Consider the following 22,380-nt stretch of genomic DNA (forward strand, 5'->3'; position numbering starts at 1 on the left):
CAGATCCCCAATATCCTGATTTTGGGCGGCACGACGGAGGCAAGCGCACTGGCCACAGCGCTGGCCGGACGGCGCCTGCACGCGACGCTCAGCTATGCGGGCCGCACCGCGCAGCCACGGGCGCAGCCGGTGCCGATCCGCATCGGCGGCTTTGGCGGGGTGGAGGGACTGGCCGACTATCTGCGTCGCGAAGCCATCACCCATCTGGTCGATGCCACCCATCCCTTTGCCGCGACGATGAGCGCCCATGCCGTGGCCGCGGCGGCGCAGGGCGGCACGCCCCTCATCGCCCTCACCCGGCCCGCATGGGCGGCGCAGCCCGGTGACCGATGGGCGTCGGTGGCGGACATGGACGCGGCGGTCGCGGCGCTGGCCGGTCCCGCCCGCCGCGTGATGCTCGCGCTGGGCCGCATGCATGTCGACCGCTTCGCCGTCCAGCCGCAGCATCATTACCTGCTGCGCTTCGTGGACCGCGCCGACACGCCGCCCGCCCTGCCCGATCATCATGTCATCGTGGATCGCGGCCCCTTCACCGTCGACGGCGACATCGCCCTGATGCGGGCGCATCGCATCGACCTGATCCTCGCCAAAAACGCCGGGGGCACGGGCGCTGAGGCGAAGCTGCTGGCCGCCCGCACGCTCGGCCTGCCAGTCCTGCTGATCGACCGGCCCATCCCGCCCGACCGCCCGACCGTCCATGATGTGGCGGCGGTTCTCGACTGGATCGATCATGGCGCGGATCGCGGCGTATAGAGGATCGGCGCGCCGGGCCGTGCGATCAGGCGCGTCTGGCTGGACCCGACGATCACCATCGTCCGCATGTCCGCCATCTCCAGCACCGCCTCGCCCAGCGTGACGATGCGAAGCTGCTCCTGCGCCGTCGCCACCGCGCGGGCGAACAGGATCAGCCGCTCGTCGCCGCAGGTCTCGCGCAATATCTCCAGCACCCGGCCAAACCCCTCCGGCCGCGCCTTCGACCGGGGGTTGTAGAAGGCCATGGCGAAATCGGCCTCCGCCGCCAGCCGCAACCGCCGCTCGATCAACGCCCAGGGCTTCAGATTGTCCGACAGGTTGATCGCGCAGAAATCATGGCCCAGCGGCGCGCCCGCCCGCGCGCTGGCGGCCAGCATCGCGGTGATGCCGGGCAGCACGCGAATGTCGAGGGCACGCCACTCCACCGGTCCGGCCTCCAGCGCCTCGAACACGGCCGACGCCATGGCGAAGACACCCGGATCGCCCGACGACACCACCACCACGCGTCCGCCCGCCGCCGCGAGGGACAGGGCATGGGCCGCCCGGTCCAGTTCCACCCGATTGTCCGACGCATGCAACGCCAGCCCGGTGCGCGGCGCGATCCGCGCGACATAGGGGATATAGCCGATGACGTCCGTCGCCTCGGCCAGAGCCGCCGTCACCTCCGGCGTCACCAGCCCCTCGTCGCCCGGCCCCAGTCCCGCGACCGCGATCCAGCCCGCGCTCTGGCCAACGGTCATGGCCGCCGCCCCTTGCCATGGATCAGCAGGATGGAGAAATAGGGCGTCACCGCCTCCGCCTGCATCAGGGGGGTGATGCGCTGGTCGGCCATGGCGGCATATTCGACCAGCCAGGCCTCCCCCTCCCGCCCAGCGGCGGCCACCGCGCTGCGCAGCTTGGCCAGGTTGCGACCGATCTTCATCACCACCAGCGCGTCCGTATCGGCGATGCGCCGCGCCAGATCCGCCTCCGGCAGCGTCGCCATCAACACCGTCAGCACATCGTCGCCCCATGTCATCGGTGCGCCGCTGGCGGTCCAGGCGCCGGACATGCCCGTGATCCCCGGCACCACGACCACCGGCACATGGCCGGACAGCCGAGTGTAGAGGTGCATGAAGGAACCGTAGAAGAAGGGATCGCCCTCGCACAGCACCACCACATCCTCACCCGACGCGGCCAGCGCGGCGAGATGCCGGGTGCAGTCGGCGTAGAAGGCGGCAAGGCGTTCATTGTAGCGTGGGTCGGACAGGGGAATTTCGGTCGTGACCGGATATTCCATCGGGAATTCCACCACGTCCGCGCGCAACATGCCCTCCACGATGCGCCGCGCCTGCCCCGGTCGCCCGGCCTTGCGGAAATAGGCGACATGGCGCGCACCGCGCACCAGCCGGTCCGCCCGGACGCTCAGCAAATCCTGCGCGCCCGGCCCCAGTCCGACGCCATGGATGGTTCCCGTCGTCATTCGACCGGGCTCGCTAGCGCGTTGATGGCCGCGACAGTGATCGCACTGCCGCCCATCCGTCCCTCCACGATGCAGCAGGGAACGGGCTGCACCGCCCACAGCGCATCCTTGGACTCCACCGCGCCGACAAAGCCGACCGGGCAGCCGATGATCGCGGCGGGGCGCGGGCAGGCTGGGTCTTCCAGCATGTTGAGCAGGTGGAACAGCGCCGTCGGCGCATTGCCGATGGCCACCACCGCGCCCGCCAGATGCGGCCGCCACAGTTCCAGCGCCGCCGCCGAGCGAGTGTTGGCCATGGCCCGCGCCATGTATGGCACGGCCGGGTCGTGCAGCGTGCAGATCACCGGGTTGGCGGCGGACAGGCGGGGCCGGGTGATCCCCTCCGTCACCATCCGCGCATCGCACAGGATCGGCGCGCCTTTTACCAGCGCCCCCGCCGCCGCGACGGCAAAGCCAGGGGAAAAGCGGATATGGGCCGCCAGTTCGACCAGCCCGGCGGCATGGATCATGCGGACGGCCACCCGTTCCTCCTCCACCGAAAAGCGGGCAAGGTCCGCCTCCGCCCGGATCGTCGCAAAGGACTGGCGGTAAATGGCTGCACCGTCAGTTTCATAGCTATGCGGCATTCAGTCGGCTCCGAAATGGGCGAGAAGTTGCTGAGGGGTCAGGCCGGATAGCGACGGGGGATCGCCCGCCCGCGCGCCCAGGCCCAGATCGAACAGGCCGTCGCGCCCGGTCGCCACGACATCGACCGGGCCGGCATGGGCGCAGCCTTTGGCGCAGCCGGATATATGCAGGCGACCCTGGAGATGCCGGGCAAGGCGCAGCGCCAGCGGCCGCGTCGCTACCGTCGCCTGCGGGCACAGTGGCGCGCCAGGGCAGGCATCCGCGCGCAACAGCGGATGCCCCGCCTCCGCGATAAACCCTTCGGGCATAGGCGACAGCGCGCGCGCGCCTTCCAGCAACAGCATGCGCCATGGCGTCAGCCGCACCGCCTGCGCTCCGCTATCCTCCACCAGCGTCGCGAGCGCCCCGGCCGCCATGCTGCCGAACGCCACGCCGCAAGTAACGCCCAATGCATGTCGTCCCGGCTGGAGAGGCGCGCGGGCGGGCGCAGGCGCCACCTCTCCCCGCGCCCAGTCGGGCAAAGGCGCGGCATGGCGCGCCATCCGGCCCGCCACCACGCCGCCGCTCTCAACGAACCAATGGGCCAGCGCAACCAGCGCCTCCGCCGCCGCATCCACCGCAACCGGAACGCCGGTTGCCCGCCCCTCCGCGCGCAGGATCGGGCCACCATCCGCGCCCCGCTCTATCCGAAAATCCGCAAGGCCCGCGCCCAGCACCGGCGCATCCCCCGCATCAATGCCAAAGCCGACCTTGGCGGGCAGGTCAGGCAGATCGCCCAGACGCGCCGTCAACTGGCCCGCGATCCGCGCGCTGTCATCACCCTCGGTCCAGTCGGGCGCGACCAGTATCGCCCGCCGTTCCTCCATCCACCGGTCCGCATCGACCAGATCGAGCGCGACGAGCCGGTCGAGCAGTGTGGGCAAGTTCCCCTCCGCCACACCCCGGATTTGCAGGTTTGCCCGGCTGGTCGCGTCAATCATACCATTGCCATGGACGTTCGCGATCTCGCACAGGCCCAGTATTTGTGCGCGGCTCAACTGGCCTAGCCGGGGACGGACGCGCACGATCAGCCCGTCGCCCGCCAGCATGGGGCGCCATGCGGTCGGGCACCAGCCGCGAACAGCAAAACCGGTCATGCTGGGCATCCCTGACGGGCGGAATAAGGGCGGATCGCCATCGGGTCAGGCCCGCGCCCGCCGCAAGGGGCAGCGCCGGTCCGCCACCAACCAGCCCGACACGAACCGAACGGCAAACGGACAGGAGCCGCCATGGGCGGAAGATGACGACAGGGGCATTTTTCCGCTTCCACGCACGCAACACGACGATGGCGGGGGCTTGCCGACGGTCGTCGGTCGGCGCGCGATACGGGCAGGCGCGAGCTACACCCGTCTAACGCACCGATGCAGCCCCAGCCGCACAGGGTCGTCGCTCACGCGGAGGTCCGAGCCTTGGCCTATCCCTGGGCCAGGGCAAGAGCGACCGACGCGCTGGCAGGTCTCCTGGCTCACGGGTCAACGCACGGATGCACGGCCTTCCCAAATCCCGACGCCATCCGCCTGGGGTCCAGTGGCTGATTCCCCCCCCTCCCGGCGGGAACCTTGTGCATCGCACTCACCGCTTACAGTTGCAGGGACAGCCGCGGATCGGGACGTCCCCGGACATCGAGGATCATTCCGTACCGCATTCCCATTCAAGCCCTCGCGGGCACCGACGCGATCGTAGGACCGGCACAAGGCCGCTCCTTGCGCGTCGCCTAGACGAAAACAGCCACGCTGCCAATCCGTCGCGCGCGCGACGGCGATGGAAGACTGCGGACAAGCCACTGCGTGATGCGCCGCCCCACGACATCGGCGACCATGATGTTGACCGGGATTGGTAAACAGCCTCTCCCATCCCGCATCCCGACCGCTCCGGGATCAGGAAATGGCCTGCCTCCCTATCGGCCTGCCGCTCTGTCTATCCGAAAGACCTACCAGGCAAGCCGCGGTCCTTTCCGCCTGCAGCTCAACCTTGATGCAAAGCGTTGCAGATCTGCAACGCTTTGCAGTAGCAAATACAGTGTAATAATGATAATGATTTGCAACATTAGCGTTCCCCGATATGGGTGCGGCAAATCTGTATCGAGGGATCGCCTTTCCATGTCCGCCATTTTCGCCCTGATCGCCGCGACCACCGCTGCACCCCTGCCCGCCGCCGATGCCGACACCACAGCCGCGCGTCCCGCCGGCGACGAGATCATCGTGACTGGCCAGCGTACCGACCGGCAGGACGACTACGCCGTCAAGAAGCAGACAACCACGATGCGCTTCCCCCTCTCGCAGCGCGAAACGCCCCAGTCGGTCAGCATCGTGACCCGCGCGCAAATCGAGGATTTCAAGCTCAACGACATCAACGACCTGCTGAAGGCCGTACCGGGCGTTCAGGTCCAACCGAACGACACCGACCGCATATCCTATTCGGCGCGCGGCTTCGACATCCAGACCTTCCAGATCGACGGTATCGGTCTGCCATTCGCCTTCGGTATCCAGACCGGCTCGATCGACACCGCCATCTATGACCATATCGACGTGGTGAAGGGCGCGCCCGGCCTCCTCTCCTCCACCGGCAACCCGTCCGCCGTGGTCAACTTCGTCCGCAAGCGCCCGACCAAGGATCTGCGGGCATCGGCCAATGTCCAATATGGCAGCTACAACGACCTGCGCCTCGACGCCGACGTCTCCGTTCCGATCACCAGCGACGGGTCGGTGCGCGCCCGCGCGGTGGGCGTATTCGACGATTCCGACAGCTATCTGGACCGCTATCACCTGCGTCGCTGGACCGGTTATGGCATTGTCGAGGCCGACCTTGGCCCGGACACCACGCTGACCGTTGGCTATGGCCATCAGGATCATCAGAGCCGGGGCGCCATGTGGGGTTCGCTGCCGCTCTATTACACTGACGGCACCCGCATCGACCTGCCCGTCTCCGCCAACACCGGGCCGAGCTGGGCCGGCTGGGGCGTGATCGACCGGCAGATCTTCGGCGACATCGTCCATCATTTCAACGAGGACTGGCACGCGAAGCTGACCGTCATCCGCCGCGCCGTGAACGAGCGGAACACGCTGTTTTACCTCTATGGTAACCCGGACCGGGCATCACTACCCAGCGGCATCAACCCCGTCACCTTTGCGGGCGTCTATACCTATCCCGGCAAGTTCACCGCAAAGACGCGCAACCTGACCGTCGATGCCTATATCGCGGGCAAGGTGTCGCTCTTCGGTCGCCAGCATGACGTGATGTTCGGCGTCAACCGCAGCGCGCAGGAATATAAGCAATATTCCAGTTATGATTTCAGCACGGTCGGCATCGCCCTGCCGCTGCCCAACGTCTATGACGGCAGCTTCCCCCTGCCCAACTTCCCGACCAGTTTCGACCTCAGCCTCGACCAGAACAGCCGCCGCGAGTCGGTCTATGGCCTCGTCCGCCTGCATCTCGTCGAACCGTTGAAGGTCATGCTGGGCGCCAACTACACCCATGCCCGCGCCGACGGCTATTCCTATGGCACGCCGACCAGCTTCAACCGCAGCCGCTTCCTGCCCTTCGTCGGTGCGACGCTGGACTTGAACGACAATTTCAGCGCCTACGCCAGCTATGCGACCATCTTCAACCCGCAGACGGAAGTGGACTCCAACAACCAGATATTGAAGCCTATCGAGGGCAATAACTGGGAAGGTGGCGTGAAGGGCGAATGGTATGGCGGTCGCCTCCACGCCAGCCTCGCGCTGTTCCAGACGCGGCAGAACAACACCGCGCAGGCCGGTCCCTTCATCGGCGGGCGCACCATCTATACGCCGGTCAATTCGAAATCGCAGGGCATCGAACTGGACTTTGGCGGCGAGATACTGCCCGGCCTCCAGGCCACCGGCGGCTATACGCTGATGCGGATTCGCGGCGACGACAACCTGCCCACGCGCACCTTCGTGCCCCGTCATCAGGGCAAGCTGAACGTCACCTACTCGCCGACCGCCCTGCCCGCGATAAAGGTCGGCGCGGCGATCCAGTATCAGAGCCAGATCTACGTCAAGCCACGAACGAGCGACAACAGCGACTTCATCCGCTCCTCGACCACCGGCGCGCCGATCAAGCTGGTCCAGCCCGACTATGTGTTGATCGACCTGATGGCGAAGTACAGCTTCACCGACAATCTGTCGGTCAGCGCCAACCTCAAGAATCTGACGAACGTCAAATATCTGGGCGCGCTGAATTATGACCAGGCCTATCATGGCGCGCCGCGCACGGTGCTGGGCACGATCAGCCTGAAATATTAAGGTGCCATCCGGCCCGTCGGCAAAGGCTGGCGGGCCAGACATGCAGGCACATGGACGGGCAGGCAGGAAATCATCATGGGACGACCGATGTCAGACCGATCGCGTAAGTGGATACGCATCCTCTTCGCCGGGCCGGGCGCGGTCATCATCGCCATCGTGGTGATGGCCGGCATGGCGTTGTGGCTACCGCGAGGCGCGGCGGGCATCGACAATCTCGTCCTGCCCCTCATTCTGGTGCCGCTGATCTGGGCCGCGCTCTTCTTCCACGCCTGTCTCGACCAGCGGCTGGCTCGGGTGGCCGGCGTTGCCCTTGTCTTGCTCGTCGTGCATGGTGGACTGGTCGCGCACAAGTTTCTGGACCGCAAACCGGCCAGCGTGGAGCCCCATCCATGATCCATCTGCCCAAGCATGAGACCAAGCTGATGGTCGCCGTCCATGGCTGGTCGGGAATCCTGCTCGGTCTGCTGCTCTATGCTGTGGTCACCACCGGCATGGCGGCGGTGTTCGCAGAAGAGATCGGCACATGGTCTGCGGGCCATGTCAGCTATCAATCGGCCTTCGAGCGCCCTTTTGCCGACGATCTGCGGCGGCTGAGCGCGCAAACCCCGGCAAAATATCATGAGGGCGCCGACCTGTTCGAGATGGGCGACCATGACATGGGCGTCTTCTTCCACCGGCACGAGACGGAGCCGGACGGCGAACTGGTCAGTCGAGGCGTCTATTACCAGCTCGGCAAGGACGGGCAGGTCACCGACCGACAGTTCGGCACCGGGGAGGAGATTTTCGGCCCGCGCAACGACACCGCGCTCAGCAGCTTCCTGGTCGACACCCATGTCCGGCTGCACGTCCCCAATCCATGGGGGCTGCTGCTCACCGGCATCCTCGGCCTTTCCATGCTGGTCGCGGCCATATCTGGCTTGCTGATCCACCGCCATCTTTTCAAGGATGTGTTCACGCTGCGACGCAAGGCCAATCCGGTGCTGTTCAACCGCGACCGGCACAGCGTCGCGGGCACATGGAGCCTGCCCTTCGCCTTCATCCTCGCCTTTACCGGCAGCTTCTTCTCCTTCTTCGGCACCATCGGCGTGCCCATCGTCGCGATGGCGGCGTTCGGCGGCGATGTGCAGGCGCTGAACGAGGCGGTGTTCGGCACTCCCGGTAAACCCGACCCACGACCCGTCGCGATCGGCAACCTCGACCGGGTGGCAACCGACAGCATCCGCCGCGCTGGCGATGTCCCGACCTTCATGACCATCGAGAATTTCGGCCGCGCCGATGCGAAGGTCACGACATTCCACGCCCCCACCAACGGCGGCCTCGCGCCCGTCAGCCTGCTCTATGACGGGGCGAAGGCCAGCTTCATCGCCACCAAGCCGCTGATCGGGCCAAAGCCGTCCGCCGGGGGCACATTGGCCGCGATCATGTCGCCCCTCCATTTCGGCAATTTCGCGGGGCTGTTGTCCAAGGCGGTGTGGTTCGGCCTCGGCTTCGCCATGTGCTATGTCACCTTCACCGGCCTGAAGCTGTGGCTCGTCCGGCGGGCGGCTCAGGCGCGCTCGCTCGACTGGCTGGACCGGACCGTCACCATCGTCGGCCTTGGCCTGCCCTTCGCGCTGGTCGTATGCGCCGCCGCCTTCCTGATCGCCCTGCCGCTGGGCAGCACGGTCTATTGGACCCCCACCGCTTTCCTGATCGCCTCCACCACCGTCATCGCCGGCGGTTTTCTCTGGCCGACCAGCGCAGGGTTCAGCCGCCTGTTGCAACTGGCCACCGCCGGACTGATGATCGCCCTGCCGCCGCTGCGCCTGCTGACCGGCGGCCCCGGCTGGGCGACGGCGCTGGCGGCGGGACAGCCGATCATCCCCGCACTCGACGTCGCCTTTCTTCTGGCGGGCGGCTGGATGATATGGCGGGTGCGGGACAGCCGTCCGCATCGTGACAGCGACACCCTGCCCAGCTTGCAGGCCGCCGAATGACCATCCTGCTGATGCTGGCCGCCATCGCCTTCTCCACCGCGCTGCTCGTCCTGCTGTGCCGGGGCGATCCCAAGCGCCGCCGCACACTGCGCCAGAGCGGAAAGGGCCATGGCCCGGCGCTGCGCCGCCTGCTCGTCGCGCTCAGCCTGTTGCCGGGCGTCGGCTATGCGGTGGCGGGCGATGCCGCCGCCGTGCTGATCTGGTTCGGTGGCTATGCGGTAGTGGGCTGGTTCGTCACCCTCTCCGCCGCGCAATGGCAGGACGGCTGACCTTCCCCGGCTGAAACGCCACCGGACAAGCTCCGCCCTTTTCCTGAAAAGACGCGGGCCACAGCACCCGCTCCAACCCGCCTTACTCCGACCCGTAAACCCGCGCATGCCGCCGGGGCGGGCAGGACATCGCCCCGCCCGCCCGGATGCATCACGCCTCCTTGCCGTGGACCAGCCGGTATAGCGCGGGGAGGATCAGCAGCGTCAGGAAGGTGGACGACACGATACCGCCAATCACCACCGTCGCCAGCGGCCGCTGCACCTCCGCCCCCGCGCCCACGTTAAACGCCATCGGCACAAAGCCCAGGCTGGCCACCAGCGCGGTCATCAGCACCGGTCGTAACCGGGTGAGCGCACCGGCCCGGATCGCGTCCTCGACGCCCTGTCCTTCCGCCCGCAACTGGCGGATGAAGGTCAGCATCACCACGCCGTTCAGGACCGCCACGCCTGACAAGGCGATAAAGCCGACCCCCGCCGAGATGGACAGCGGCAGTCCGCGCAGCAACAGCGCGGCCACACCCCCGGTCAGCGCCAGCGGCACGCCGGAGAAGACGATGGCGGCGTCCTTCGCCGACCGGAACAGCCAGTAGAGCAGGCCAAGGATCAGCAGCAACGCCGCCGGCACAACCAACCGCAACCGCTCCGCCGCGGAGATCAGCTGCTCGAACGTGCCGCCATAGCTGATCCAGTATCCGGGGGGCGGCTGCACCCCCTCGCCCACTTTCTCGCGCACGTCATTGACGAAGGAGCCGAGGTCGCGCCCCCGGACATTGGCGGTCACTACGACCCGGCGCTTGCCATCCTCACGACTGATCTGGTTGGGTCCGATCACCACTTCCACCCTCGCCACGTCAACCAGCGGCACAAAGCCGCGCACGCCCTCACCATTGGGCGGCAGGGGGATGCGCAACCGCCCGATGTCGTCGGCGCGACGGCGAATATCCTCCGGCAGGCGGACGATGATCGGGAAGCGCCTGTCACCCTCGAACACCTGCCCCGCCTCCTCGCCGCCGATGGAGATGGAGACGACCTCCTGCACGTCGGAAATGTTGAGGCCCAGCCGGGCGAGCGCCGCCCGGTCCGGAGTGATCTGTAGCACGGGCAGGCCAGTCACCTGTTCCACGCTCACGTCCGCCGCGCCGGGGATGCCCTCCATCACCGCCTCCACCGACTTGCCGATGGACTGGAGTTGGGCCAGATCGTCCCCGAAGATCTTAACCGCCACATCCGCCCGCACGCCGGACAACAGTTCGTTGAACCGCATCTGGATCGGCTGGGTGAACTCATAATTATTGCCGGGGACGGCGGCGACCGCCTCCTGCATCTCCCGCACCAGTTCCACCTTGGGCTTGCGCGGGTCCGGCCAGTCGGCGCGGTCCTTGAGCATGACGAAGGTGTCCGCAACCGACGGCGGCATCGGGTCGGTGGCGACCTCTGCGGTGCCCAGCTTGGCGACGATGCGCTTCACCTCCGGGAACTTCTTCAGCCGCGCCTCCAGCACCTTCTGCATCCCCACAGCCTGGGTGAGACTGGTGCCGGGGATGCGCAATGCGTGGAGCGCGACATCGCCCTCGTCCAGATTGGGGATGAACTCCGACCCCATGCGCGTCGTCGCAAAGCCCGCCAGCGCGAACAGGGCAACCGCTGCGCCGATCACCACCGTGCGGCGGCGCAGCGCGAAATCGAGCGCGGGGCCATAAAGGTCATGCACCCGCAGCATGATCGCGCTTTCCTTCTCCTCCACGCGCCCCGTCACGAACAGCGCGATAGCCGCCGGGACGAGGGTGAGCGACAGGATCAGCGCGCCGGTCAGCGCCATGACCACGGTGATCGCCATCGGATGGAACATCTTGCCCTCCACCCCCGTCAGCGCAAAGATCGGCACATAGACCAGCGCGATGATGAGGACGCCGAACAGCGATGGCCGGATCACTTCCGACGTCGCCTCCGCCGCCAGAGCGAAGCGTTCATCGCGGTCCAGCAGGCCGCCCTTGGCATGCTGCGCCTCGGCAAAGCGCCGCAGGCAATTTTCCACGATGATGACCGCCCCATCGACGATCAGGCCGAAATCGAGCGCGCCGAGGCTCATGAGGTTGCCGGAGACACCCGCCTCCACCATGCCGGTGATCGTCATCAACATGGTGACGGGAATGACCGCCGCTGTGATGAGCGCGGCGCGGACATTGCCCAGCAGCAGGAACAGGATGACGATGACGAGGAGCGCGCCCTCCAGCAAGTTCTTCTCCACCGTCCAGATCGCCCGCTCGACCAGCGCCGTGCGATCATAGACGGCGACCGCCTTCACGCCGGGCGGCAGCGCCTTTGCCGCCACCTCCAGCCGTTCCGCCGCCGCGCGCGCCACCACCCGGCTATTCTCGCCCGCCAGCATGAAGACGGTGCCCAGCACCACCTCCCGCCCGCTTTCGGTCGCCGCGCCGGTGCGCAGTTCCTCGCCCATGCCCAAGTCGGCCACATCCGCGATACGGATGGGCACACCGCCGCGGTTGGTGACGATGATGCCTTTCAGGTCGTCCAGTCCATTGGCCTGCCCCGGCACACGGACCAGATATTGCTCGCCATAGCGTTCGATATAGCCACCGCCGACATTGGCGTTGTTACGGCGCAGCGCATCCACCACATCGGTCAGCGTCAGGCCATAAGCGGACAGGCGGTCGGGCAGCGGAGTGACATGATATTGCCGCTCGAACCCGCCGATGCTGTTCACTTCCGTCACGCCGGGCGTGTTCCGCAATTGCGGACGGATCACCCAATCCTGTAAGGTGCGCAGGTCTTCGGGCGTATAGGCCTTGCCCTCCTTGTTCCGCGCGCCCGGCTCCGCCTCCACCGTGTACATGAAGATTTCGCCGAGGCCGGTGGCGATCGGTCCCATCTCCGGCGCAACATTGGCCGGGAGCTGCGACCGGGCATTCTGGATGCGCTCGTTGATGAGCTGTCGGGCGAAGTAGATGTCGGTGCCATCCTTGAAGACGACGGTGACCTGACTCAGCCCATAGCGGGAGATGGAGCGGGTATATTCCAGGCCGGGCAGGCCCGCGATGGCCGTCTCCACGGGAAAAGTGACGCGCTGCTCCGCCTCCAGCGGAGAGAATCCCGGTGCCTCGCTGTTAATCTGTACCTGAACGTTGGTGATGTCCGGCGTCGCGTCGATACGCAGCCGCTGGAAGCTCCAGATACCCAGCGCGCAGAGGAACAGGGTCGCAGCCAGCACAGCCCAGCGCAGCCGGATCGACCCGCTGATGATCCGCTCCAACAGGGGCGCACGGGCCGGATAAGCGGGAACGCGATGGGGGGGGGCTGCCTCAATGGTCATGGCTGGCCCCCGACTTCTCGATGTCCGCCCGGATCAGGAAGGCGCCGTCGGTGACATAATCCGTCCCCGGCTCCAGCCCGCCCAGCACTTCGGTCCATTCCGGCGTGCGCTGGCCGATCTCCAGCATGCGCACTTCATAGGTGTTGCCAACGCGGGCGAACACCACCTCGAAATCGCGGAACCGCTGGATCGCGCGGGTCCGCACCGCCAGCGGCACGGGTTTGCGCGCGATTTCGAAATCGCCCTCCACACCCATCCCGGCGCGCAGGCTGTCCGCCGCCGTCGCGGGCAGGTGGACATGCGCCAGCAATGTCTGGCTGGCAAGGTCGGCGGTCGGCACGATCGCCTCCACCTCAGCGTTCAGCTTATACTGGCCGGACAGGCTGCGGACCTGCACCGTCTGCCCCACCCGCACCCGTTCCGCATCGCGCGGATAGACGAAGAATTCGGCGTGCAACTGCTTGGGATCGGCCACGACCAGCAACGGGGTATCGCCGGTCACCCCGCCGACATTGGCGTTCTTCTCGATGACGATGCCGCTGATCGGGGATGTGATGCTGTAGGTCTGGAGCGAATGTTGCGATTCCACCCGCGCCAGCACCTGTCCCTTGCGGACCGGCTGGCCCAGTTCGCCATGCAGCGCCATGATGACGCCGGGCAGGCGGGCACGGATCTCCGCCCGGCCCTCAGGCGTGATCTCGACCCGACCGGCCATCTGGATCAGTTCGCTGATGCTCGCCGCGGCCGCCTTCTCCACCTTGACGCCGCCCGCCCGTGCGGCGTCCGCCGCGATGGTGGTGCGCCCTTCATAGGAGGCATAGGACCAGTTGTGGGTGCGCCCGCCCTCGACCGCGCTGACCTTCACGTCGAAGCTGTGCGGTTCATGCACCACGCCATTGCCGCGCAGATAATCATCCTTGGGCGCAAAACTGAACCGGTCGATGCGGTTGCCTAGGCGGCGCAGTTCGACGGTCAGCCGCGCCTCGGATGGCGCGACCGGCTTGTCATCGCGATAGAGATAGGCGTGGAATTCCGGTTCGACGCCCTCCTCGAAGATGGTCATCTCCACCGCGAAATCGCCGTCGCGCAACATACGGCCGCGATGGGGGCCACGCTCGAACTCCTCCGCAGCGGCGGCGCCATGCTCGTCGGCATGCTCCCCGGTCGGGGCGGAACCGCCGCCACAGGCAGACAGCAGGGCAAGGGCGGCGATCATCGTGCCGCGCCGAAAGGTCATGGGGGTCATCAGCGGTTCTCCGCTCGGATAAGAAGGGGGGCGTGGCGTCCGGTCAGCCGGTCGATGCGCGCGCCGTCGAGGTGGAAGCGGCGGAGCAGTTCCACCCGCCGCAGCCGCGCCTGATGCACGGCCTGCTGCGCGGCGGACGCTTCCAGATAGGTGAAGGCCAGGCCGCCCCTGGCAAGGCCGTCCTGCACCAGCGCCACCACGCGGCGGGCGCTGGGCAGCACCTCCCGCTCGATGCGCCGGATCTCGGAGGCTAGCCGGGTGCGGTTGGCCTCCAGAATGGCGACTTCCCGGTCCCGCTCGATGCGCTTTACCGCCAGTTCGGCATCAGCCGCGCCCTGTTCGGCGCGGGCGCGCTCCACATTGGCGCGGTTCGCCCGGCCCGCGCCCAGCGGGATGGACGCGCCGAACACCACGGCAATGTCATTGGTCTGGGAGAAATGGCGCACGCCTGCGCGGACGGTGGGATCGGAGACGCTTTTCGCCTCCTCCACCCGCACCCGCCGTTCCGCCGCCTCCCGCTCGGCGGCAAGCAGGGCAAGGTCGGGCGTCTCGCCCTCCGGCCCGGCCACGCCGTCCAGCCGGTCGAAGGGACTGAGGTCGAGGCGATAATCCTCCCCTCCACCCCAATAGCGGGCAAGGGTCGCACGGGCGATGCGGGCGGCGTCCACCGCCTGATCGCGCGCGATGCGGGCCTGCGCCACGTCGGTCCGCGCACGCTGCGCCGCGAAGAGCGGATCGACCGCCGCGCCGACCCGCCGCTCCACCTGGCCCAGCACGCCGCTGACGATGCGCAGATATTCCTCCGCACCCGCGATGGCGGCCTCGGCGGCCAACGCCTCGACCCATGCCTGCTCGACCTTCTCCAGATAGTCGAGCGAGCGGATCCGGCCCCGTTCGGCCATAACGCCCACGTCCGCGCGAGCCGCGTCGATGCGCGCCGCCCGCTTGCCACCCCGTTCCCAGCTCCGCTCGTACCAGGCGGTGGATTCCGACATGTTGACCGGGCCATATTGGCCGGTGCCTGCGAAATTCTCCAGATCGACGGCGATGCCCGGCAGCGGGCGCACACCCGCCTGCCGCACGCTGGCCTCCGCTGCCTCCACATGGGCGGCGGTCGCAGCCATGCTCGGATCGCCCGTCGCGGCCCGCGTCAATATATCGTCCAGCCGCAGCGCCCCGGTCTGGGCCTGGCTTTGGGCTTGAGTCTGGCTCTGCGCCTGCCCCCCCGCTGCCAGCAGCATCAGGGCAACGGCGGCACTCCCTGCCAGTCCGGGCCTTAACAGTCCGGGCGAACGTCTGGCGCGCCGCAATGCGCGCCCCTCGAATGAAAATTTCATGATGCTACCCCCACAGGAAAGCATGGAACGGCCCACGCTTTCGACAGGCGCGGGGATCAGGCGGCTGCGGGCAGGCCCTTGGGCGGTCGCTCCAACGCGGCCGCTGGCGATCCTATGTCCGCGCGCGCATGGGGAATCGCGACCCGCACGGATGATGGCGAAGCCGCCCCCACCTGCGCCATATGGGGCGATGGCAGGCCGGAACCATGATCGGCATTATGATGATGGTGATGCGGCGTCGCGGGCAGATCGTCCCGCTCCCCCACGTCCGACAGGTCGAGGTGGGGCGCTTCCTGCGCGCTGCCTGCCTCTGCCAGCGTCAGCAGGCTCGGCGCCTCATGCACATGCTCCGCGCCCTCCTGCGTCAGGCCATGCTGGAGGCGGTCGAGCGCATTGCCCCCCTGAACCCCCGCGAACAGCAGGGCCAGCAGGATGGAAAGCATCGCGCAAAAACGCCGCATGGAAGGATATGCCGCCATCGTCACGGCAACGAAGCTAACCGGCTTTGCGATCCGCAGCAACCCGCCAGATGCGAACGCCTCTCAGGCGGCAGATGATGCGGCGGCGCAATTCTCCCGAAAAACAGGGCCACGCGGACGATCATGCCGGGCGGCGCGCGCCCGTGGAAGGATTCACCGGATCGCCGCCCGTCTTCGGCATAAAGTCGAAACCCTGGCGGATAGGCTGGTGCCATCGACTTTCGACATCGTCCCCTCTCGTCATTCGAAAATATTGCGCGTTCCCTGGCCTCTCACCCGCCATCCTCACCATGCCGCCGGGGCAACATCGCAATCTGACTGTCGGGACGGACCGCTGCCGGGCGCATCGAGCCAGCAACAGGGAGTTTCGGGCATGAGCATCCTTCACCGTCGCAATTTCATCACCGGCACCGGACTGGCACTCGCCGCCCTGCCGCTCACCGCCGGGCGGGCCGCGGTGCAGACACTGGCGGACGGCAGCTTCGCAGACCCGCGCACCCTGCCCGGTCCCGACTATGCGCAACGCGGTCCGCTCGCACCGGTCAAGGCATCGCTCGACCGGCTCATCTCGCTGGAGGTCTGCACGCGCCCCTTCCGTCCGCTGGGCCCGCGCATCGAGCGGGAGGATATGGGCCGCAAGGCGGTCATCCATAATTATGGCCATGGCGGAAGCGGCTGGTCTCTTTCCTGGGGGGCTGCCCGCCGCGCCGTCGCCCTCGCAAAGGCGACGGGGGAGAGCAGCATCGCCATCATCGGCTGCGGCGCCATCGGCCTGACCACGGCGGTCGAGGCGCAGCGCGCGGGCCTGAAGGTGCGTATCTATACCAAGGAATTTTTTCCCTACGTCCGCTCCTTCCGGGCCACCGGCGTCTGGTCGCCCAGCGCCCGCATCGTCGCGCTGCCGCACGCCACGCTGGAATTTCGCCGCATCTGGGAGGAAATGGCCCGCTACAGCTATTTCCGCTATTCCTCGCTGCTCGGCCTGCCCAGCAATCCGGTCGAATGGAGCGAGACCTATAAACTGTCCGACACGCCCTTTGCGGCGGGCAGTTCGCTCTACACCCACAGCCCCTATCCGGGCGAGCCGGACTATCCGCATCTGGAGGATGAGCACACCCCCGACCTGATGACCCGGCCGCAGGATCTGCTCAAGGGCCAGCACCCTTTTCCCGTCGCCCATGCCCGGCGCATGAACACGCTGATGTTTAACATCTCCGCCTATACGCAGATGTTAATGGAGAGCTTCGTCGCACGCGGCGGCACGCTGGTCGAGCGGGAGTTCGAAAGCCCTCGCCAGTTTGCGGACCTGCCAGAAAAGACGATCATCCACTGCACCGGCTATGCCGCGCGGGCGCTGCTGAAAGACGACAGCCTCGTCCCCGTGCGCGGCCAGACCGCCCGCCTGATCCCGCAGCCGGAGGTGAATTACGGCATCAGCTATGACAGCAAGAATTGCTACACCGTGTCCCGGCGCGACGGTATGATCGTGCAGGCATGGGATCCCGGCGACTATGGCAGTGAGGGGACAACCCCCAATCTCGCGACCACCATCGCCGCCATAGAGAAAATCGCCGCCCTGTTCCCGCCCGTTCGGGGATAGCGGGGCGTCAGTTCCGGCGGGGGACATGTGCTGACTGAGGCTGCGGTCCGACGTATGCCGCCGGTCCTGCCATCTCCCTCCTGCGACGGGTGGCTCTTTCTTGTCCCGATGACCGACAGCCTGTAGGGACCGGATGGGACGGCGCGGTGTCAACCGGCGGCGCGCCGATGTCCCGGACCATGGACCGAGTTCAGCCGATGATGCCCCCTCCCGCATACTTCTCTGGCAGCCCCTCCTCGCCTCGAAACGCATCCTCCTATCCACATTTATTTCTGTTTCTTGCGATGGCAGCGCCTTGACCAGCCCTCACAGGGCCGGCGGCTAATGCGCGGGTTACCCCTACTCCTGCAGCGCGCACTCGCCTTCATCACTGCGCTTGCAATTGCGGCGTATCTGCTCGCCACCGTCAACGGGATAGTGAGCGGGCTGTTCCTGACCCTGTGTGCCATCGTCAGCCTGTGGGCGGCACGGATCAGCCGGACGGGACGGCGCGCCGAGGCGAATGCCGGGACCACCTCCAGCGAAAGCGAACGCCCTGCCGGGCAGCAAGCGGCTCCAGCCACCACTCTGGCGGAGGAATTGAACCTGCTGATCGACGGGCTTCCGCACCATGCCCTCTACATGGTGGATGCGCAGGGTATGGTGACGATTTGGAATCGGGGAGCGGAGCGGCTGAAGGGCTGGACGGAAGCGGAGATCGTCGGCCAGTCCTTGAGCCGCTTCTATCCGGCGGAGGCCGTCGCGGCGGGCAAGCCGGTCGCCGACCTCGCCCGGGCCGCGCGCGACGGGCGGCTGGAGGAGGAGGACTGGCGACTGCGCCGGGACGGCTCCGAATTCCTCGCCGCCGTGACCATCACCGCGCTGCGCCATGCGGATGGCAGCCTGCGCGGCTTTGCCAAGATCGTGTCCGACATCACGGAGCAACGTGCCGCCGAGGACCTGTTGCGCTCCCGCGAAAGCCATTTGCGCTCGATCCTCTCCACCGTGCCCGATGCGATGGTGGTGATCGACGCCGGCGGCATCATCGTCTCGTTCAGCGCGGCGGCGGGCGTCCTGTTCGGCTATGCGGAGGAGGAAGTGATCGGCCGGAACGTCGACATGCTGATGCCCTCGCCCGACCGGGAACGGCATGACGGCTATATCCGCCGCTATCTGTCGACGCAGGAACGGCGGATCATCGGCATCGGCCGTGTCGTCTTCGCACGGCGGCGGGACGGCACTACCTTTCCGGTGGAACTGTCCATCGGGGAGACGACGGAGGGGTCAGAGCGGCTCTTCACCGGCTTCATGCGCGACCTCACGGAACGACTGCGGACGGAGGCGCGGCTGGAGGCGCTCCAGTCCGAACTCATCCATGTCTCTCGGATCAGCGCGATGGGCACCATGGCCTCCACGCTGGCGCATGAACTGAACCAGCCGATCACCGCCATCGTCAATTATGCGGAGGCGGTGCGGGACCAACTGGCAGTCCCGAACCCGGACCCGGCGGAACTGCCGATGATCCGCGAGGCGCTGGACGAAACGGCGCGCGAAGCCTTGCGGGCAGGGCATATCGTCCGGCGGCTGCGGGATTTCGTGGCGCGGCGCGATGTGGAGAAGACGCTGGAGGGCCTGCCCCAGCTCATCAACGAGGCTGCCGTCCTCGGCCTGATGGGCACCAGGGAACAGGGCATCGAACCGCGCTTCGACCTTGATCCCTACGCCTCCCCCGTTCTGGTGGATAAAGTCCAGATCCAGCAAGTGCTCATCAACCTTATCCGCAACGCGGCGGAAGCGATGGCCGCCAGCGATGGCGGCGACCGCATGCTCACCATTTCCAGCCATGCCGACGACCATCCCGGCTTCGTGCGGGTCAGCGTTGCGGACACCGGTCCCGGCGTCGACCCGGCGGTCGCGGACCGGCTGTTCACCGCCTTCGTCAGCACGAAGACGGACGGCATGGGCCTCGGCCTCTCCATCTGCCGGACCATCGTGGAAACCAATGGCGGGCGGATATGGATGGAGACGGGGAATACGGGCACGACATTTCATTTCACCCTGATACGGGCGCAGGTGGAGCGGGAGCATGACTGACAAGAAGCTGGTCCATATCGTCGATGATGAGGAATCCGTGCGCCGGTCCATCGGCTATATGCTCAGGACGTCCGGTTATCGGGTGGAGAACTGGCCGTCGGGCGCGGCCCTGCTCAAGGATGTCCGCACGGTCGAGCCGGGGTGCATCCTCCTCGACATCCGGATGCCGGAGATGGACGGGCTGGCGGTGCAGGATGCGCTGGCGCAGCGGGGCGTGACCCTGCCCATCGTCATCATGACCGGCCATGGCGATATTTCCACCGCGGTCCGCGCGATGAAGGCGGGAGCCGTCGACTTCCTCGAAAAGCCGTTTGAGAAGGCCAGCCTGATCGGGGCGCTGGAAGCCGCTTTCGATCATATCGCGGCGGCCAGCGGCGCTGCGACCCGCGCAGCCCACGCCGAACAGAAATTGGCCGCCCTCACCCCGCGCGAACGCGATGTGCTGGAGGGGCTGGCGAAGGGCCTGCCGAACAAGACCATCGCCTATGACCTCGGCATCTCCGCCCGGACGGTGGAGGTGCATCGGGCGAACCTGATGACCAAGCTCCATGTTCGCGCGCTCTCCGACGCGCTGCGCATCGCCTTTGCGGCGGGGATGGGAGAAGATGTCGAGGCCGGTCCGGGTGACGAGGGATTACAGGATATACAACCAAACAGGGTGTAAGGACCGGGTCAGCCAGTGACGGCGGCCGGCGGTCCCATGGGCATGGCTCATGGCGGGGCGGCTATCATGAGGACGGAGCGGCGGGGTGCAGGACCGCGCGGGTCGTAACAGGCGGCACGGCCTGCCGTACCGGAGGGGCGCGCCAGATCATGATCCAATCCGCCTGAAATAGAAAAATCCGCATTTATTCTTTATTTTCTGAATGTTGCAAGGCAGAAGATAATGCCATCCAACAACATCCCTGCCAACGGCAGGAAGGTTGCCCTGTCTTTCCACTGGTCGCGCGGTTCCCGTCCGGCATGGCCGCCTGCCCGTCTGCCCGGCCGGAGCGATGAAGGCGGTGCTGGCGGTGCCTGTCTCGCCAGTTGGGCAGTCGGCCCTCTCACGTCCGCCCGAAGCCCTCCACCGCCGACACCCCGCCCATGGCCCCACCCGTGGTCCGCGCCCGTGTCCCCGCGATGGTCGCGATCAGGGCGAGCGCAGGGGTGACGCACAGCGGCACCGCAGACCGCCCTCCGCTTGTGCCGGCCGCCAAGCCGTTCCATAGGCGGTGGCGAGGGGCGCGGGCGGGAACGGAGCCTGTCCCATGCGGCGCACAGGAGGCCTGATCCCATGTATAATCAGGCGAGCCAGAATCTGGAGCAGGCGCGGGCGATGCGTGCGGCGGGTCGTTCCTATCGGGAGATTGCCCGCCAACTGGACCTGACGACCAGCCAGATCGGCCTGATCCGCCGGACGCTGAAGCGGGAGAAGGCCGCGCGAACACGGATGCGTGGCCGCGATCCGGGCGCCACGGATCGCGACATTCCGGTCCGCCAGTCCGGCCTGCCATCGGGCCTGCGGCTGTCCCTCTCCACGCTGGGCTTTCGCACCATCGGCGATCTGGCCGACAGGCTGGCCGACCCGCTGTTCCCCGGCCTGACGACGCTGGCGGGGATCGGGCCGCACCGGGCGCGGCTGGTCGAGGGACTGCTGGACCATTATGGCCTGCTGCCCGGTCCCGACGACCTGCGTTCGGCGGTGGAGGATATTTTCCCGGAGCTGCGGCACGGGCCGACGCCGGATTAGAGCCTGTTCGGAACGTACGGAAAACAGATGACAAAGAGAGCATGGTCCGACCCCTGAAGAAATCCGGGCCGCCGGATTCCTCAACCGGCGCGCCCAAAATGGGCTAGAGCAGGTTCCGATCGCATCGGCTCGGCTACTCCAAGTTTTTTGATTTTCCGCCTTTTCCGAGTCAGCGGATGATTCCATCGGCTTCGAAAACGCCCTAGTCGCCCGATTCCGCAATTCGCCGCATGACCTCCGCCACCCCGGATCAGGTCCGGGGCGACCACGAGGGACTCATTTTCGATCCCGCCACAACAGGGCCGACACCATGCAGAATGACGCACTTGTGAAGGAACTGGCCGTTTGCGCGTCGGCGGAAACGTTGCTGGCCGTCATGCTGAAGCATCATCCCGACCTCAGCATCCCCGTGGCGGTGGAGGCGATCGCCCGCAGCGCGGGGATCGTCGCGATCGAGGATGCCGAGCCGGAAGGGGCCGCCTGCGCCATGACGGCGGACCTGCACAAGACGCGCGGCACCATCAGCTGCGCGCCGGGCATGACGGCGCAACGCCGCCGCTTTGCCATCGCCCATCAGCTGGGCCATTTCCTGCTGAAGGCGCAGCGCGGCGACCGGCGCTGCACCAACCGCGACCTGGGCGAGAGCCGCCGCGACACCCCGCATCGCAAGGAAGAGATGCAGGCCAATCGCTTCGCCGCCGGGCTGCTGATGCCCAAGCCCTTGTTCGTCCCCTTCGTCGACGGGCTGGGCAAGCCGACGGTCACGCACCTGCCCACCATCGCCGCCGCCTATGACGTGACGCTGGAGGTGGCGGCCAGCCGCTATGTCGACCTGACGCACGCGACCTGTGCGCTGGTGTTCTGCAAGGATGGCGTGGTGCGCTTCTCCCGCCCGTCCCGCTCCTTTCCGCCGCTGTCCATCGGGACCGGTGACACGGTGCCGCCGGCGGTGCGCGCGGCCACGCCGGACGACAAGATCGCCTGGCAGGAGACGGAGGTTCGCGACTGGATCGAGATGTCGCGCAACGTCCGGGCGCCCAAGATCCTGATGCAGATCCTCAGCAAGGCGAACGGCTTTCAACTCGTCCTGCTGTTCGTCAACGCCGCCGCGGAACGGCGCGCGGACGAGGAGGCGGAGAAGATGGCGACCCAAAGCCCCAAATTCGGACGATGAAACCGGGCACCCCT

At 67.0% G+C, this 22,380-nt stretch carries 19 protein-coding genes and 1 riboswitch; of the genes, 10 read left to right on the forward strand and 9 right to left on the reverse strand.

The window, feature by feature from the left end:
* The first annotated feature begins 3 nt into the window (after positions 1-3).
* On the forward strand, positions 4-753 hold the full coding sequence (locus LWE61_RS11160) for a cobalt-precorrin-6A reductase (RefSeq protein ID WP_234150176.1): 750 nt from the start codon (positions 4-6) through the stop codon (positions 751-753).
* On the opposite strand, the gene cobJ is transcribed toward LWE61_RS11160, so the two are convergent.
* From cobJ to LWE61_RS11180, 4 genes are read right to left on the reverse strand one after another with little or no spacing between them, the layout of a single operon-like run.
* Positions 729-1,493, reverse strand: coding sequence for a precorrin-3B C(17)-methyltransferase (gene cobJ / locus LWE61_RS11165; RefSeq protein WP_234150137.1), 765 nt, complete (start codon positions 1,491-1,493; stop codon positions 729-731). The two genes, LWE61_RS11160 and cobJ, sit on opposite strands and share 25 nt — an antisense overlap.
* A complete protein-coding gene (cobI, locus tag LWE61_RS11170; protein ID WP_234150138.1) occupies positions 1,490-2,215 on the reverse strand; it encodes a precorrin-2 C(20)-methyltransferase in 726 nt (241 codons plus the stop codon). The genes cobJ and cobI overlap by 4 nt, the downstream gene beginning before the upstream one ends.
* Positions 2,212-2,841 (reverse strand): precorrin-8X methylmutase, encoded by a 630-nt coding sequence (locus LWE61_RS11175; RefSeq protein WP_234150139.1) that lies wholly within the window; start codon positions 2,839-2,841, stop codon positions 2,212-2,214. The genes cobI and LWE61_RS11175 overlap by 4 nt, the downstream gene beginning before the upstream one ends.
* Positions 2,842-3,978, reverse strand: coding sequence for a cobalamin biosynthesis protein CobG (locus LWE61_RS11180; RefSeq protein WP_234150140.1), 1,137 nt, complete (start codon positions 3,976-3,978; stop codon positions 2,842-2,844).
* Positions 3,979-4,314: 336 nt separating this feature from the next.
* A riboswitch (cobalamin riboswitch) is annotated at positions 4,315-4,569 on the reverse strand.
* 411 nt (positions 4,570-4,980) lie between these two features.
* Here LWE61_RS11180 and LWE61_RS11185 point away from each other — a divergent pair.
* The 4 genes from LWE61_RS11185 to LWE61_RS11200 all read left to right on the forward strand — a co-directional run bounded on the left by LWE61_RS11185 (position 4,981) and on the right by LWE61_RS11200 (position 9,394).
* Complete coding sequence (locus LWE61_RS11185; RefSeq protein ID WP_234150141.1) at positions 4,981-7,149, forward strand: TonB-dependent siderophore receptor; 2,169 nt, start codon at positions 4,981-4,983, stop codon at positions 7,147-7,149.
* Between the two features lie 87 nt (positions 7,150-7,236).
* Complete coding sequence (locus tag LWE61_RS11190; RefSeq protein WP_234150142.1) at positions 7,237-7,542, forward strand: hypothetical protein; 306 nt, start codon at positions 7,237-7,239, stop codon at positions 7,540-7,542.
* A complete protein-coding gene (locus LWE61_RS11195) occupies positions 7,539-9,125 on the forward strand; it encodes a PepSY-associated TM helix domain-containing protein (protein WP_234150143.1) in 1,587 nt (528 codons plus the stop codon). The genes LWE61_RS11190 and LWE61_RS11195 overlap by 4 nt, the downstream gene beginning before the upstream one ends.
* On the forward strand, positions 9,122-9,394 hold the full coding sequence (locus LWE61_RS11200; protein WP_234150144.1) for a hypothetical protein: 273 nt from the start codon (positions 9,122-9,124) through the stop codon (positions 9,392-9,394). Before LWE61_RS11195 ends, LWE61_RS11200 begins: the two co-directional genes overlap by 4 nt.
* Positions 9,395-9,545: 151 nt before the next feature.
* Here the strand turns inward: LWE61_RS11200 and LWE61_RS11205 are convergent, their stop codons facing one another.
* Genes LWE61_RS11205 through LWE61_RS11220 form a run of 4 tightly spaced genes read right to left on the reverse strand, consistent with a single transcriptional unit; the run spans position 9,546 to position 15,769 of the window.
* Positions 9,546-12,725: a CusA/CzcA family heavy metal efflux RND transporter gene (locus LWE61_RS11205; protein ID WP_326490634.1), complete on the reverse strand. Its 3,180-nt coding sequence runs from the start codon at positions 12,723-12,725 to the stop codon at positions 9,546-9,548.
* On the reverse strand, positions 12,715-13,971 hold the full coding sequence (locus LWE61_RS11210) for an efflux RND transporter periplasmic adaptor subunit (protein WP_234150145.1): 1,257 nt from the start codon (positions 13,969-13,971) through the stop codon (positions 12,715-12,717). Before LWE61_RS11210 ends, LWE61_RS11205 begins: the two co-directional genes overlap by 11 nt.
* Positions 13,971-15,308, reverse strand: a complete 1,338-nt coding sequence (locus tag LWE61_RS11215) for a TolC family protein (protein ID WP_234150146.1) — start codon at positions 15,306-15,308, stop codon at positions 13,971-13,973. Before LWE61_RS11215 ends, LWE61_RS11210 begins: the two co-directional genes overlap by 1 nt.
* A 56-nt stretch (positions 15,309-15,364) precedes the next feature.
* Positions 15,365-15,769 (reverse strand): hypothetical protein, encoded by a 405-nt coding sequence (locus LWE61_RS11220; protein WP_234150147.1) that lies wholly within the window; start codon positions 15,767-15,769, stop codon positions 15,365-15,367.
* 391 nt (positions 15,770-16,160) lie between these two features.
* On the opposite strand from LWE61_RS11220, the gene LWE61_RS11225 reads away from it, so the two are divergent.
* The 3 genes from LWE61_RS11225 (at position 16,161) to LWE61_RS11235 (ending at position 20,124) form a co-directional block, all read left to right on the forward strand.
* Positions 16,161-17,387 (forward strand): FAD-dependent oxidoreductase, encoded by a 1,227-nt coding sequence (locus tag LWE61_RS11225; RefSeq protein WP_234150148.1) that lies wholly within the window; start codon positions 16,161-16,163, stop codon positions 17,385-17,387.
* Between the two features lie 324 nt (positions 17,388-17,711).
* The gene (locus LWE61_RS11230) at positions 17,712-19,460 is read left to right on the forward strand and encodes a PAS domain-containing sensor histidine kinase (RefSeq protein ID WP_234150149.1); all 1,749 of its coding nucleotides are present in this window, start codon (positions 17,712-17,714) and stop codon (positions 19,458-19,460) included.
* Positions 19,453-20,124, forward strand: a complete 672-nt coding sequence (locus LWE61_RS11235; RefSeq protein WP_234150150.1) for a response regulator transcription factor — start codon at positions 19,453-19,455, stop codon at positions 20,122-20,124. Before LWE61_RS11230 ends, LWE61_RS11235 begins: the two co-directional genes overlap by 8 nt.
* Positions 20,125-20,506: 382 nt before the next feature.
* Here the strand turns inward: LWE61_RS11235 and LWE61_RS11240 are convergent, their stop codons facing one another.
* On the reverse strand, positions 20,507-20,659 hold the full coding sequence (locus tag LWE61_RS11240) for a hypothetical protein (RefSeq protein WP_234150151.1): 153 nt from the start codon (positions 20,657-20,659) through the stop codon (positions 20,507-20,509).
* A 77-nt stretch (positions 20,660-20,736) separates the two neighbouring features.
* On the opposite strand from LWE61_RS11240, the gene LWE61_RS11245 reads away from it, so the two are divergent.
* A complete protein-coding gene (locus tag LWE61_RS11245) occupies positions 20,737-21,192 on the forward strand; it encodes a hypothetical protein (protein WP_234150152.1) in 456 nt (151 codons plus the stop codon).
* 310 nt (positions 21,193-21,502) lie between these two features.
* On the forward strand, positions 21,503-22,366 hold the full coding sequence (locus LWE61_RS11250) for an ImmA/IrrE family metallo-endopeptidase (RefSeq protein ID WP_234150153.1): 864 nt from the start codon (positions 21,503-21,505) through the stop codon (positions 22,364-22,366).
* Positions 22,367-22,380 lie beyond the last annotated feature (14 nt).

The sequence above is a fragment of the Sphingobium sufflavum genome (genome assembly GCF_021403115.1).
Taxonomy (GTDB): domain Bacteria; phylum Pseudomonadota; class Alphaproteobacteria; order Sphingomonadales; family Sphingomonadaceae; genus Sphingobium; species Sphingobium sufflavum.